At 48.4% G+C, this 13141-nt stretch carries 10 protein-coding genes; 3 read left to right on the top strand and 7 right to left on the bottom strand.

Annotated elements, in window-relative coordinates; all coding sequences use genetic code 11:
- Nucleotides 1-49: 49 nt before the first annotated feature.
- Nucleotides 50-310, bottom strand: a complete 261-nt coding sequence (locus JT717_RS24495; RefSeq protein ID WP_205513681.1) for a hypothetical protein — start codon at nt 308-310, stop codon at nt 50-52.
- Nucleotides 311-495: 185 nt separating this feature from the next.
- Here JT717_RS24495 and queA point away from each other — a divergent pair, with 185 nt between their 5' ends.
- Complete coding sequence (gene queA / locus JT717_RS24490; protein ID WP_205513680.1) at nt 496-1545, top strand: tRNA preQ1(34) S-adenosylmethionine ribosyltransferase-isomerase QueA; 1050 nt, start codon at nt 496-498, stop codon at nt 1543-1545.
- A 263-nt stretch (nt 1546-1808) separates the two neighbouring features.
- Here the strand turns inward: queA and JT717_RS24485 are convergent, their stop codons facing one another.
- The gene (locus JT717_RS24485; RefSeq protein ID WP_205513679.1) at nt 1809-2231 is read right to left on the bottom strand and encodes a hypothetical protein; all 423 of its coding nucleotides are present in this window, start codon (nt 2229-2231) and stop codon (nt 1809-1811) included.
- 267 nt (nt 2232-2498) lie between these two features.
- On the opposite strand from JT717_RS24485, the gene JT717_RS24480 reads away from it, so the two are divergent.
- On the top strand, nt 2499-3422 hold the full coding sequence (locus JT717_RS24480) for an alpha/beta hydrolase (protein ID WP_205513678.1): 924 nt from the start codon (nt 2499-2501) through the stop codon (nt 3420-3422).
- 276 nt (nt 3423-3698) lie between these two features.
- On the opposite strand, the gene JT717_RS24475 is transcribed toward JT717_RS24480, so the two are convergent.
- The 3 genes from JT717_RS24475 to JT717_RS24465 form a co-directional block, all read right to left on the bottom strand.
- The gene (locus JT717_RS24475) at nt 3699-5024 is read right to left on the bottom strand and encodes an aspartate kinase (RefSeq protein WP_205513677.1); all 1326 of its coding nucleotides are present in this window, start codon (nt 5022-5024) and stop codon (nt 3699-3701) included.
- Nucleotides 5025-5188: 164 nt separating this feature from the next.
- A complete protein-coding gene (locus JT717_RS24470; protein WP_205513676.1) occupies nt 5189-6268 on the bottom strand; it encodes an Ldh family oxidoreductase in 1080 nt (359 codons plus the stop codon).
- 123 nt (nt 6269-6391) lie between these two features.
- Nucleotides 6392-7804 (bottom strand): Gfo/Idh/MocA family protein, encoded by a 1413-nt coding sequence (locus tag JT717_RS24465; protein WP_240348400.1) that lies wholly within the window; start codon nt 7802-7804, stop codon nt 6392-6394.
- A 350-nt stretch (nt 7805-8154) separates the two neighbouring features.
- Between JT717_RS24465 and JT717_RS24460 the strand changes: the two genes are divergently transcribed.
- Entirely contained in the window at nt 8155-9477 is a 1323-nt protein-coding gene (locus JT717_RS24460; protein ID WP_205513675.1) for a hypothetical protein, read from the top strand.
- A gap of 343 nt (nt 9478-9820) precedes the next feature.
- On the opposite strand, the gene JT717_RS24455 is transcribed toward JT717_RS24460, so the two are convergent.
- Together JT717_RS24455 and JT717_RS24450 are read right to left on the bottom strand one after the other, a co-directional pair.
- On the bottom strand, nt 9821-10273 hold the full coding sequence (locus JT717_RS24455; RefSeq protein WP_205513674.1) for a single-stranded DNA-binding protein: 453 nt from the start codon (nt 10271-10273) through the stop codon (nt 9821-9823).
- A 186-nt stretch (nt 10274-10459) separates the two neighbouring features.
- The gene (locus JT717_RS24450; protein ID WP_205513673.1) at nt 10460-13051 is read right to left on the bottom strand and encodes a M14 family metallopeptidase; all 2592 of its coding nucleotides are present in this window, start codon (nt 13049-13051) and stop codon (nt 10460-10462) included.
- Nucleotides 13052-13141: the final 90 nt, after the last annotated feature.

Here is a 13141-nt window from a genome sequence, read left to right as displayed (position 1 = left end):
TAATAATATGGCAAATCTTAACGGGTAAATTCAATCAGCGGTTGCGGGTTCACCGGTCGGTTGTACAAAAAAGCCGGAGCTGCCGGCTGCGGGCAGGGTTAGTGAAATTCCGCGCAAGGGCAAGCGGCAAGCAGCACCGGGCAACCGGCAACTGGCAACCGGTAACTGGTAACCGGCGACTGGTAACTGGTAACTGGTAACCGGCACCCGGTAACCGGCAACTGGTAACCGGTAACTGGTAACTGGTAACTGGTAACTGGTAACCGGTAACTGGTAAGCAGTTTCCTGTAGCGGCCGATAATTCTATCATATTATCGATTTTTAAATTTGGGAACCGCCTTTTTTTTAATTACCTTTGCCCGCTCGAATTTTAGCTTACATGATCAAACCTGGTGCCGTAAGACCTCGTTTGTATCGGAACTCACCCCCCGATGTACCCTGTTCTTACTCCCCTTGTTCGATTCATGTGGCACTTAAAAACAGTTAAAAATACACATGAAACTTTCACAGTTCCGGTTCGATTTACCACTTAACCTTATTGCCCAGCACCCTACAAAAAGACGTGAAGATGCACGTTTAATGGTTGTGCATCGCAGCACCGGTCAGATAGAGAATAAACATTTCCGCGACATCATGGATTACTTTGATGATAAGGACGTGTTCGTAGTGAACAATACCAAAGTATTTCCTGCCCGCATGTATGGGCGGAAAGAGAAAACAGGGGCGAAAATTGAGGTGTTCCTGCTGCGTGAATTAAACAAACCCAACCGGCTCTGGGATGTGATTGTAGATCCGGCCCGTAAAATCCGGGTTGGTAATAAACTTTATTTTGGCGAGAACGATGAACTGATCGCAGAAGTGATCGATAACACCACTTCCCGCGGAAGAACCATTCGCTTTTTGTGGGATGGTACCGATGAAGAGTTCCGCAATATGCTCGAATTCCTGGGTGAAACCCCATTGCCGAAATATATCAAACGCAAACCTGAAGCAGAAGATAAAGAACGCTATCAAACCGTGTACGCCAAGCATGAAGGAGCCGTGGCTGCGCCTACTGCCGGTTTGCACTTCAGCATCGAGCTGATCAAACGTTTGGAAATTAAAGGTATTCGTTTTGCCGAGGTGACCCTGCATACAGGCCTGGGTACCTTCCGACCCATTGAAGTGGAAGACCTCAGCAAACACAAAATGGATGCTGAATACTATAAGATCGATGAGCTCTCCTGCAAGATCGTGAACAAAGCGATCGAAGGCAAACACCGTATTTGTTCTATCGGAACCACCACCATGCGGGCCATCGAAAGCTCTTATACTGCTGAAAAGTTGTTGAAGCCTTCTGAGGGCTGGACGAACATCTTCATCCATCCGCCTTACCAGTTCAATATTGCCGATTCACTGGTTACCAACCTGCACCTGCCCAAAACCAGTCTGCTGATCATGGTTTGTGCTTTTGCCGGTTATGACCTGGCGATGGAAGCTTATAAAAAGGCTATTAAGGACAAATACCGTTTCTTCAGCTATGGCGATGCCATGCTGGTGCTGTAGTCGATTAGCTGATTTGCTGATGTGCTGATTTGCTAATGAAATGCAGGGATAAATAAGAAAATAAATATAGGCCGGCAGCTTCTTAGATGAGGTTGCCGGCTTTTTTCTTGAAAGCGGTAGCTCGTGGATTGGCTGGCAGGGCTGGCTTTGGCTCTCGCGCTGGGCTCTAAATAATCTGATCTTTTCCTGCTCGATCCTTACTACTCGCAACGAGCATCTGTCCAAACCTGCCACTTCTAATTTTGCCAACTGTCTTCGTTCTGTTATCGTTTAAACTTACAGGTATAGGTGCGCCCGCCATTGTAGGTAAATGCTTTGAACCGGTTGGTGCCGGTGAATTGCATATCATCAAAGTATTCAGAAATGACATCCTGGGTTTGAAAGCTGACCACGGTTATAAACAGTCCCCGGATCTGCGTATCCTGCTGCCAGTCGCGCCGGATGTCCCAGCTGCCTTCATAAACCTGGCCCTGGTCATTCACATAGGTTACATCGCCGGATGATTCAAACGTAAAGCGGCCGTTTGTAAAATTGGGCCTGTCGCCACTGCCAATGCCAAAGCGGTTCACGTCGTATAACTCCCAGGTACCGCCCACGAGGCGTCTTTCATAACTTTTCAAAAAGTCTTTGCTGCAGCCTGACAGCAACATGGTAATAGGGATGACCGTAAGGTAAAGTTTCTTCATATGTAAGTTTTTTAGTGGTGGAGTAACAAGATGATCCGGTTCTGTTACAAAGGTGGCTGTCCTGGCTGTGAAGTAGCTATTCGTGCAAATGCATTTAACTTAATATTCAGCTAAATTGCTGGTGAACCGGCAATGGTCAGGCGGAAATGGCGCGCGGTCTTTGAGATCAATCGACGGTTTTTGCCGCCGGAAATTTATTCCCCATTGTCCTTTGCCGATTGCCCGTTTATTAATGCAAACAAGTAAATTTGGTGATAAGTACGTTTTATGAAAGAACTACTCACACTTTTGATAAACCTAACTTGCTTTGCCTTGATCAGTTGCGCACAAAACGTCATTCCCTTATACCCTGATTCCATTCCTAATGCCAGACAGGTTCCTGATGAAGAAAATAGCCAGACCGATGAGAAGGGCATTCTCCGCATTTATAAAGTAAGCCGGCCAACGCTCACGGTATATCAGGCGCCGAAAGAAAAAGCAAATGGCGCAGCAGTGATCGTTATACCGGGCGGTGGTTACCGCCTGCTGGCAGCCGGCCACGAAGGCCATGATGTAGCCAAACGTTTTAATGAAATGGGCGTAACGGCTTTTGTGCTGAAATACCGCTTGCCCAGCGATCTAACAATGGTGAATAAGGAAATAGGTCCTGTTCAGGATGCACAAAGGGCGATCCAACTGGTGCGTGAGCATGCAAAAGACTGGGGCATCGATAAAGACAGGGTAGGTATTATTGGCTTTTCTGCCGGCGGCCACCTTGCCTCCACAGCGGGCACTCATTTCAATCATGCGTATATTAAAGTGGGCAAAAAGACGAACCTGCGGCCCGATTTCATGATCCTGATCTACCCGGTGATCAGTTTTGCGGATAGCATTACCCATATGGGATCGCGTGAGCATTTATTAGGCAATGAGCCTTCGGCCGAAAAGAAGCAGGAATACTCCAATGAATTGCAGGTCACCAAAAAAACACCGCCTACTTACCTCGTGCATGCGGAGGACGATCAAACCGTTAAAGTGCAGAATATGCTCCTGTTTGCTACGGCCCTGCAAAAGAATAAAGTGCCCTTCGATTTCTACCTGTATGAAAAAGGCGGACATGGCTTTGGCATGAATAACCCTACCAGTGATGTAAAGTGGATGGACCTGGTGCAGGAATGGATGGATAAAAGCGGCTGGCTGAAACGCCAGTGAGCAATTAGCTGATGTGCTGATGTGCTGATGTGCTGATTGAATACAGTTCCGATAATCAAGGGGATTGGGGGTGCGCTTGGCGCAATGTGATAATTTGATAATGTGATAATGGAATACAGTTCCGATAATTAACAAGACCTGGGGTGCGCTTCGCGCAAGTTAAATAAGGAGACTTTTCAAGAAATAAAAAGCCGGTACTATCTTTCGAGATTACCGGCTTTTTATTACGCGTTCACTATCGGCGAACCCTAGCAGCCACTCACTATTTACTGCTCGCTACTCCAAACCAAACAAGCCCTTATTCAACAATTGCAGGGTTTGGGTTTTGTACGAAGAAGGAACGAGCATCGATACGTTGTGTTTGCTGCCACCATAACTTACCATGCGAACCGGTATGGGTTTCAATGCTTCGAATAACTTGCTCAGGATGTCCTGGGTCTGTGCAATTTCATTACCCACTACAGAAATGATGGTGTGATTGTCTTCCGTAGTAATGGTGCCGAATGGTTCCAGCTCTTTTACGATAGAGGTTAAGTTACCGCCATGATCGATCGTTACCGATACTGCTACTTCAGAAGTAGTGATCATATCGATAGAGGTGCGGTATTTTTCAAACACTTCAAAGATCTTTCTGAGAAAGCCATACGCCAACAGCATGCGGCTGCTCTTGATATTGACAACAATAATACCGTCTTTGGCGGCTACAGCTTTCACGCCAACGGAACCTGCTTCCTGCGTAATGGTAGTACCTATCGCTTCAGGCTGCATGGTGTTCAGTAATTTTACCGGAACCTTTTGTTGCTGGGCAGGCCAGATGCAGGTTGGGTGTAATATTTTAGCGCCGAAATAAGCGAGCTCGGCTGCTTCTTCAAAGCTCAGCTGTTCAATAGGAACTGTTTTCTTAACGATACGCGGATCGTTGTTGTGCATACCGTCGATATCGGTCCAGATCTCACAAACAGAACCGTTCACCGCTGCAGCTATCAGCGATGCGGTATAATCGCTGCCACCGCGTTTCAGGTTATCCACTTCACCGCGGGCGTTACGGCAGATATAACCTTGTGTAATGAATAATTTCTTCTTGCTGTTTTCCTGCAAAATGCGGCCCAGCTTTACTTTGATCGTGCTCAGCTGCGGTTCATCCTGGGCATCGATGGTCATGAACTCCAGCGCCGGCAACAGCATATGATCTATGCCTTTTTCGTCGAGGTAAACGCTGAATAATTTGGTAGAAAGCAACTCACCCTGCGCCAGGATATCCTTGCTAAGCGCTTCGCTGAATGAGATCTTCAATATGATGTTGAGGAATTCGAAATGCTCAGATACGATGCTCTTGGCCTTGGCATATGCCTTATCGGTCTTCACCAGTTCCTTGATAAAAGACTGGTAATGGGCTTCCAACTTGTCGATCAGTTCTTTGGCCTGGTCACGGTTGCCAGCTGCCATGGCTTCGCCAATAGCTACCAGTGCATTGGTGGTGCCGCTTAATGCGCTCAGCACTACAATACGTGGCTCGCTGTCGTCTTTCGTTATCAGTTGCGCTACCTGGTGCATCCGATCGGGTTTGCCTACCGAGGTACCACCAAACTTCATGATTTTCATTTGGGAATATTTATTTAGGGCTGCAAAGATAAGGTGCAAACAGTTACCAGTTGCTGGTTTCCGGTTACCACTTCAGCGTTGCGCCTTATAAGTTCAAGGTTACATGGCTACCTGCCGTATTGATTTTTCCTGTAACCTGCAACCTGCACCTTGTAACAATTGGTTTATAACTTAACACCAAACCGTTCTCCCAGCGCATTAAGATCATTTGCTACCGCCTCCAGCAACGGAATGCCTTCTTTGAAACGAACCGCTTCCATCTCGCGCTCGGGATCACCGGGGATCAGTACTTTTTCTTCGCCTTTCACCGGTTTGGCACTGCGGAAACGCCTGATCCATTTGTCCATATGTTCTTTGAAATCACTGGCGGGGCGGAATGCATCCACGCGCATGGCGCCAAAGAAATGACCGATGCCTTTACCCGGCATGCCGGTGGGCATGGGCACATAAGCCGGAAAGGGAGGAACCCAGGGCCCGTAATTGGCGCCGCTGAGTACGGCTGAAAAGATATCGACCACGGCACCCAGCGCATATCCCTTATGGCTGCCATGCTCCCGGTCGCCGCCCAGCGGCAGCAGCGCGCCGCCGGTTTTCAGCTCGTGGGCGTTGGTGCTCGCCTTACCTTCTTTATCCTGGATCCAGCCCAGCGGGGCTTCCAGGTTCTTCCGTTGCAGGATCTCCAGTTTGCCATTGGCGGCAGTGGTGGTGGCCAGGTCGGCCACAAAAGCAGGCTCTTCACCGGCCGGGATGCTTACGCAAATGGGATTGGTGCCCAGCAGGCGTTCGGTTGAAAAAGTGGGCGCCACCAGTGGACTGGCATTGGTCATGGCCAGGCCGATCATGTCATATTCGAGGGCCATCATGGCGTGATAGCCGGCAATCCCAAAGTGATTACTGTTCTGTACACTGACCCAGCCGGTGCCTACATTTTTGGCCTTCTCGATGGCTACCTGCATGGCAAAGGGCGCCACTACGAGCCCTAATCCACTATCCCCATCCACTACGGCGGTAGAAGGTGTTTCATGAATGATCCTGATCACCGGTTTGGCATTCACCCTTTTGGCTTCCCAGAGGCGAACATAACCGCTGAGGCGGGCAACGCCATGGGAATCAATGCCGCGCAAGTCGGCGCTCAATAAAACTTCGGTGGCGAGTTCGGCCTGTTCAGGCGGACAGCCGATCTGTTGAAATACCAGGTTGGTAAAATTGAATAACTGTTGGTACGAGTATATTTTTTCAGCCATGGTGCAAAGAAAGTCCTTTTCTGTTGCAAATGGATCGTTCAGTTACCAGTTCCTGCAGGCGTATTCCATTAGCAAATCAGCACATTAGCAAATCAGCAAATTAGTCACTAGCCGATCAGCACATCATGCTTTTAGTTTCATATTCACGGGGTCCCAGTGAATGACCCTTTTCTGGTAATAGCTGTCATTGGCGGCCAGGCAGGGCGCTGCGGCCCGGAAAGCAAATTCAGGTCCTTCATTGGCCATCGTGCCATTGCGAATAGCGTCGAAGAAATTCGTGAAATGATCGAGGTGATCGCTATAGCCATCATGCACCTTATATTTTACCGGCGCCTTTTCCGGACGTTTATGATCTTCTTTCGTCCAGCGCTCATTGTATTGTTTTTTCAGTTCCTCCTGCATGCTGGTAGGATAAGTGTTCAGGGCATCATAACCGCCGATGCCCGGCGCCTTCGGTAACATACTGTGCGTTACCGTAAAGCCATTGCCTTCCAGCTCGATCATCCCTTCCGTACCATAGAGGCGGATCATACTCTTATTACCGCCACCGCTGATGAAGTTCACCCGTAACATGAGTTGAAAAGCAGGATGCGCCTTTGTTTGCGGATAATCCATAATGGCCGTCATTACATCCGGTACATCGCGGCCATCTTTCCAATAAGATAGTTGTCCGCTCGATACAATGCGGGTAGGGCCATTGCTATCGGTGATCATATGCACGCCTGACAGCAGATGTACGAACAGATCGCCGGCCATACCAGTGCCGAAAGCTTTGTAATTGCGCCACCAGAAAAACTTTTTGGGGTCGAAGGCCATCTGGGGCATTCCGTTCAGGTAGCGCCGCCAGTCCACTGTTTGCGGACTGGCATCCGTGGGCATGGTATATTCCCAGGCGCCGATCGCGCTTTGCCGGTCGTAGGTGGCTTCTACACAATTAAGCGCACCGATTTCGCCGGCTTTATATAATTCTTTTGCTTTGATATAGGCAATACTGCTTACCCGCTGGCTGCCCACCTGCATCACTTTTTTACTCAGTCGCTGCGCGCCGATCAATGGCAGGCCTTCCCAGATCTTATGCACCATCGGCTTTTCGCAATACACGTGTTTATTCTTGCGAAATGCTTCGGTGGCTATCCGAGCATGCCAGTGATCGCTGGTGGCAATGATCACGGCATCAATGTCTTTTTTATTTAATAATTCGCGGTAATCCTGAGTGGTGAATAAAGAGCTGCCATGTAATTCCTTCATCCGCTCGAGCCGGCCGGTATACAGGTCGCAGGCGCCGGCCAGTTCAACGCCCGGTACTTTGAGGGCTGTCTGAAGATCCTGGTGCCCCATAATGCCTGTGCCAATAATGCCTATGCGAATGGCGTCATTGGCACTGATGCGCTTTTCATACCGGATGATGCGTTCTTCCAGTGTTTCTTCATTGGCTTTGGCGATGGAGGCAAAGGGACTGGCAGACAGCATCGCAGCGGAAGCTGTTAACTGCTTTAAGAATCTGCGGCGGGTAGATGCGTAATCTCTTTTTGACATAGAGTTAAGGTTGATTAGTTGACAAGTTGATGAGGTTCATGAATCGATCCATTACAATTTCAGGTTTCGGGTTATTTGGGACCTACCGGTTGCCGGCTACATGTATCATGGCTTGTTCAGTCCTTTGCCGGTTGCAGGCGGGATTCAGCAGTTCGGCAGATCGTGCGTTTAGTGTTTGGCTGTTTTCGCAAAAACCAAACCACAAACAATTTTCTTTGCTTATACTGAATAAATTAATAACTGCACGTTTCTTGCTGAGTACCCGCCAATAAGATCGATGCTGCGAAAAGGTGACTGAAGTTACAGATAATTAAAGATTTTTTTTCAGCCGGTAAAGTATATTTACAACTATGAAGGTTAAGGCCGTACTTCTTTGTTTACTTGTTTTTTTACAATATGATACAGAAGCGCAGCCGCGCCGGGAAGATATTTATAGCGATTTTGTGCTATATAAAAAGCGGCAACTATTATTAAAAGACCTGCACGAGAATGTAGTGGGCAAGGCGTTTTTAGCGCCACTCGACAGTAATACCGAAGATAAGTATGAAGCTGCCTGCCGGGCCATTGTTCAGTTCATGCTCGACAATGATACCACCCAACAGGGCATTACCCAGTTATTTGTTCACTACGATGCGCTGCAATATGATACCAAACGGGCCATGCTTGAAGCCGTGTATGGCATGTATCCACATCAATACATTCAAAGCATTCAATTGTTACTGGCGAAGGAATCCAATCCCTTTCTGTTTGCCATGGCAGCGGTGTATAGCCTGCGATACGATTCATCAACCGCCAATACCGCCACGATTCGAAAAAGGATCAGGGAGCAATTCCCTAATTACGGCCATATTCCGGTGCTGTTCGAATTGGATAAATACCTGAATAGCTATACCCACTATAAAGCGCCTGCCGTGAACGACCTGGTGGAATTGTTCCGCTATCAACAGGTAGTAAAGAAGAAGGTCATTTATTCCTTTCAACGCCATAATCGCGATTATGCCGGACTGGCCATTGTACAAAATGCCGATGGCAGTTTTATGCGTCATGCCGATGGCCGCCTGATGATGATTGAGCAACTGGCGCGTGCTGCTTCGGGCATGCCCTATTTTATTCCCGATGGCAATACGCCACAGGGTGTATACAGCATTCAGGGCACTGCGGTCACGTATAATAAACTAATTGGCCCTACGCCAAACCTGCAGCTGGTAATGCCTTATGAAAGAAAATGGACAAGTTACTTTCATGCCGGCGACAGTGTGGTGTATACGCCCAACTTTGATGCGTTATGGTCTTATTTGCAATTGCTGCCGCCCGCGCTGCGGAATTTCAGTTCCCTTACAGAAGCATTTTATGCCGGTAAGATCGGCCGCAATTCCATCATCGCGCACGGCACTACCATCGACCCGGAGTATTTCAGGAACAAACCCTGGTATCCGCTAACGCCTACGATGGGTTGTTTGTGCGCCAAGGAATTATGGAATACATCGAATGGCCGCCTGCTGGTAAGTGATCAGTTCAACCTGGTGAGCGCTTTTAGTGCTACCACTGGCAACAGGGGGTATTTGTATGTGATTGATATCGATGATCAGCGGAAGCCGGTGAGCAGGTTTGAGATTGAAAGACTGGTGAAGGAGTTTGAGAACAAGTTCAAAGTTAATAGTTCAAAGTTCTAAGTTCACTGTTACCAGTTGCCGGTTACCAGTTCCCGGTTGCCGGTTACCAGTTACCGGTTACCAGTTCCCGGTTGCCGGTTACCAGTTACCGGTTACCTTTTGCCGGTTGCCGGTTACCAGTTACCGGTTACCAGTTGCCGGTTACCCGTATTGCGGGCTCGCAGCTTTCTTATTGTCTTCTGCAGGTTCATGATCGCCCGCATGCCCATAAGATCGTGAATTGACAATGCACAAAAAAGCCGGCAACTTCATTACGATGTTACCGGCTTATTCTAATTATTATTCTTCACTATCGGAACTGCATTTCATAGCACATTAGCAAATCAGCACATTGGCACATTGACTAAAATGGCAGATCATCTACAGGCTCATTAAAGCCACCGCTGCCAGATGATGATGTTGGGGCACTGCTTCTTTGCGTGGGCGCTGAATACTGACTGGCGCCGCCGCTATAGTCTCCCCCACCGCTGCCGCCTTCAGGACGGCCACCCAATAATTGTATTGACACAACGCGCAGGGTAAGTGAAGCGCCATATGTTCCATCTTGTTTGGTAAATGTTCTTATTTCGGGGTTTCCTTCTACGTATACCTGGGTGCCTTTGCGCAGGTAAGGCGCAATGCCGGTCCGGTCGCTCCAGTAAGCACAATCCACCCAAATGGTCTTGTCTTTCTGGTTACCCTGGGCATCACGAAACCTTTCTGTGTGCGCTACCGTAAAATTCATTACCGTTTTCCCATTCACATTGTTGGTAACACAATCTTTACCCAGGTTGCCGATTACTTGTAACTTGATCATACTTAATAAATTTAGCGTCGTACTTAAATATTGTTTTGTGGGGCAAATTAAAGAATAATATGCTAATGTGCTGATTTGCTGATGTGCTAATTAAATGCAAGCTCAATTATTAACAGCACTGCAAATGCGTAGTAATTACAATATTGACCATTAGCACATTAGCAAATTAGCAAATTAGCTCATTGGTTATTCGTTGCGTGCAGATCCTGGCTCAATCAGTCTTCCGAAGAAGATCGAGTTTAAGAACAATTTGGTTCCGCCCAGCCAGAACGCCCTGAAATTCGGATTGTCGGCAATGGAGATCACGCGGCCATAACCCAGCGTGTTCACCAGAACAGCCGCTGAATTCTTTATGGCATTATAGTTTTCCTTTGTTACAAAACCACTTTGCAAAGGTTTATCGCCATACACGAGCGGATTTGAATAGGGATTTTTATTCCGTTCGGGGTAAACAGCATTGGCTTTGAACAGATCGATATACGGCTGGTTGTAGCCGTAAGCAAGCGGATGGCTTAGATCGGTGATGGCCCTGAAGATGGCGCCATTCATTCTTTGTGCGCCAAGCCGGTATTCACGTTCTATATAAGGGATTTGTTTCGCGCTGTCTTCTTTTGCCTTTTTAAAGCTTACCGTGGTCAGTCCGTTTTGTGCGGCCCATTGAACCGCTTCTTCAGTAACGATGAAAGTACCGCCGGCCTGGATCCAGTTACGGAGCTTTTCTTTGTCGAGGTTATTATACGTGCCGCCAACCATGATGAGGGTATTGTAGCGGGTGAGATCGATCCGGTTAAAGACCGGCACTTCGAGCTGGGTAGCCGGAATATTAAAATGCTGGTCGAGCAGGAACCAGATCTCGCCGGCATCGGTAGCATTCACACCGGTACCGGTGAGCAAAGCGATGGAAGGTTGTGCTACCGGCCGCATTCGGTGGCTGCCCAGGTCGCTGCCGCTGCTCGCGCTGCCGGTATGGAGGGAATAGATTGTAATACCGTTTTGTTCTGCTGCTGTTTTTACCTGCTGGTATATTTTACCGGCATCCATCGTTTGTGTTGTTACCGGAATAAAAATAGCGCCGTAATTGAATCTGCGCCTGCCATCATGAACCGCTATGTCGAAAGGAGCAGATGCTGCCCGCGTCATAATACCTGCCTGCTGTAATGCATACAAGGCGCGGGGCGCATAATATTCATCCCATTCAAACAGGTATCCATAGCTGCTTTTATCACCCACAACGCTTCCGGTGGGTTGTATGGCTTTGTCGACTTTCGTACCCAACAGCGAGTTATTGTAACGGCCCGCATTTAATTCAGCATAGGGTAATCCAAAGGCGAGGGGTAAGGTCCAGGCGGTAATGTCGTAAAACAGGCTGTCTTTATAATTGAGTGTTTTATCGAAGATGGCCCTGATCACGCGGTATTGCGCCTGATGGGCGGGCACCACAAAGGCATTTCCTTTTTCGAAAGCAGTACCATCTGCCTGTAAAGCGGTATTCAGTTCATATACGTCGATCTGCTGGCGTCTTAACATATCAACGAACAAAGCCGTTTTACTGCGGTCGCGGCCACTGCCGAAAACATAGGCTTTTATGGGAGTGGTGGCGGCTTCGGCGAGGGCGTTCTTATAAAAATCGCGCTGGTAGCTAAGGAATTCTTTGCGTAAAACGTTGGCGCCTTCGAGGGTAGAAAGGGTAGTGGTGAACTGATTTTTGATCGTGAACGGAAAACGCAGGGTACCATGTTCTGTTTCCTGGGCATGCCCCCGCGAGGAAGCCTGTTCGAAGAGGATGCCGATGGCGCCATTTATATCGGGGTAGGTGGAACCTTTACCGTAATAAAAATCATCATAGTTCTCTTTGGTAAAATACAGGGAGCCGATGCGGTCGAGGAAGGCTGCATGAAATGCACCGAGTTTACCAGTAAGTTCCTGGTTGCCGGCCGGGGTCAATGGATTTACGCGCGAGGGTACCCCTGGTTGGAAGAAGAAAGTGGCATTGCTGCCCTGTTCATGATGGTCGGTCAAAATATTTGGTTTCCATTTATGAAACCATTCCAGCCTGTTGCGGCTTTCCACATGCACCAATGGCAGCCAGTCGCGGTTCAGGTCGAACCAGTAATGGTTGAAACGGCCACCGGGCCATACTTCATTGAACTCGCGGCTATTGGGATCGGTTACCAGGTTCTTGCTTTTGTGCTGGTTCACCCAGGTGGAGAAGCGTTGTAAACCATCCGGATTAAAGGAAGGGTCGAAAAGAATGACGGTTTTTTGCAAAAGCGCATCGATCTGTTTGCCCTGTGCGGCTGCCAGGTAATAGGCGCTTACCAGGGCGGCGTTGGCCCCGCTCGATTCATTGCCATGGATGGAATGACCAATATACACGACGATGGGCATATTGTCGATATTGAGGCCGGCCGACCGTTGGGGATCGCTTAGCTGAAGATGTTGTTCGCGGATGGCTTCGAGCCGCTGGTGATTTTGCGGCGAAGTAATGATCAGCAGCACTTGCGGCCGGTTCTCATAGGTAAAGCCCATCCGCTCCAGTTTGATACGCTCAGGAGCGGCCGCTGCTACCGCGTACATATAATTCACCAGGCGGTCATGGGTCACATGCCATTCGCCGGGCTCATGGTAAATGATATCCCTGGGTTTGGGAATGGCTGTATTGTAGGTAATGCTGTCGGGAAGATAATAAGCAAGGTCCTGCGCAGGGGCGGTATGTATTGAAAATATTATACAAGCCACCATCATCCAGATCCGGGTGCAGGCATCATGTTTTCTCATAATGACTCTAAAGTTTGGTGATAGAAGTTAGGATGGAAGATAAGACAAGAATTTCGGGGTTTTGCGATTTTGGGGATCTAATGGCTTCGC

This window comes from Longitalea arenae (genome assembly GCF_016924755.1).
Classification (GTDB): Bacteria; Bacteroidota; Bacteroidia; order Chitinophagales; family Chitinophagaceae; genus Niastella; species Niastella arenae.
This window is presented reverse-complemented; position numbering and strand designations above follow the sequence as displayed.

What these genes read in the sequence shown, in the direction of transcription:
- JT717_RS24495 (WP_205513681.1), bottom strand. Translation starts at nt 310, where the DNA reads ATGATAGAATTATCGGCCGCTACAGGAAACTGCTTACCAGTTACCGGT.
- queA (WP_205513680.1), top strand. Translation starts at nt 496, where the DNA reads ATGAAACTTTCACAGTTCCGGTTCGATTTACCACTTAACCTTATTGCC.
- JT717_RS24485 (WP_205513679.1), bottom strand. Translation starts at nt 2,231, where the DNA reads ATGAAGAAACTTTACCTTACGGTCATCCCTATTACCATGTTGCTGTCA.
- JT717_RS24480 (WP_205513678.1), top strand. Translation starts at nt 2,499, where the DNA reads ATGAAAGAACTACTCACACTTTTGATAAACCTAACTTGCTTTGCCTTG.
- JT717_RS24475 (WP_205513677.1), bottom strand. Translation starts at nt 5,024, where the DNA reads ATGAAAATCATGAAGTTTGGTGGTACCTCGGTAGGCAAACCCGATCGG.
- JT717_RS24470 (WP_205513676.1), bottom strand. Translation starts at nt 6,268, where the DNA reads ATGGCTGAAAAAATATACTCGTACCAACAGTTATTCAATTTTACCAAC.
- JT717_RS24465 (WP_240348400.1), bottom strand. Translation starts at nt 7,804, where the DNA reads ATGTCAAAAAGAGATTACGCATCTACCCGCCGCAGATTCTTAAAGCAG.
- JT717_RS24460 (WP_205513675.1), top strand. Translation starts at nt 8,155, where the DNA reads ATGAAGGTTAAGGCCGTACTTCTTTGTTTACTTGTTTTTTTACAATAT.
- JT717_RS24455 (WP_205513674.1), bottom strand. Translation starts at nt 10,273, where the DNA reads ATGATCAAGTTACAAGTAATCGGCAACCTGGGTAAAGATTGTGTTACC.
- JT717_RS24450 (WP_205513673.1), bottom strand. Translation starts at nt 13,051, where the DNA reads ATGAGAAAACATGATGCCTGCACCCGGATCTGGATGATGGTGGCTTGT.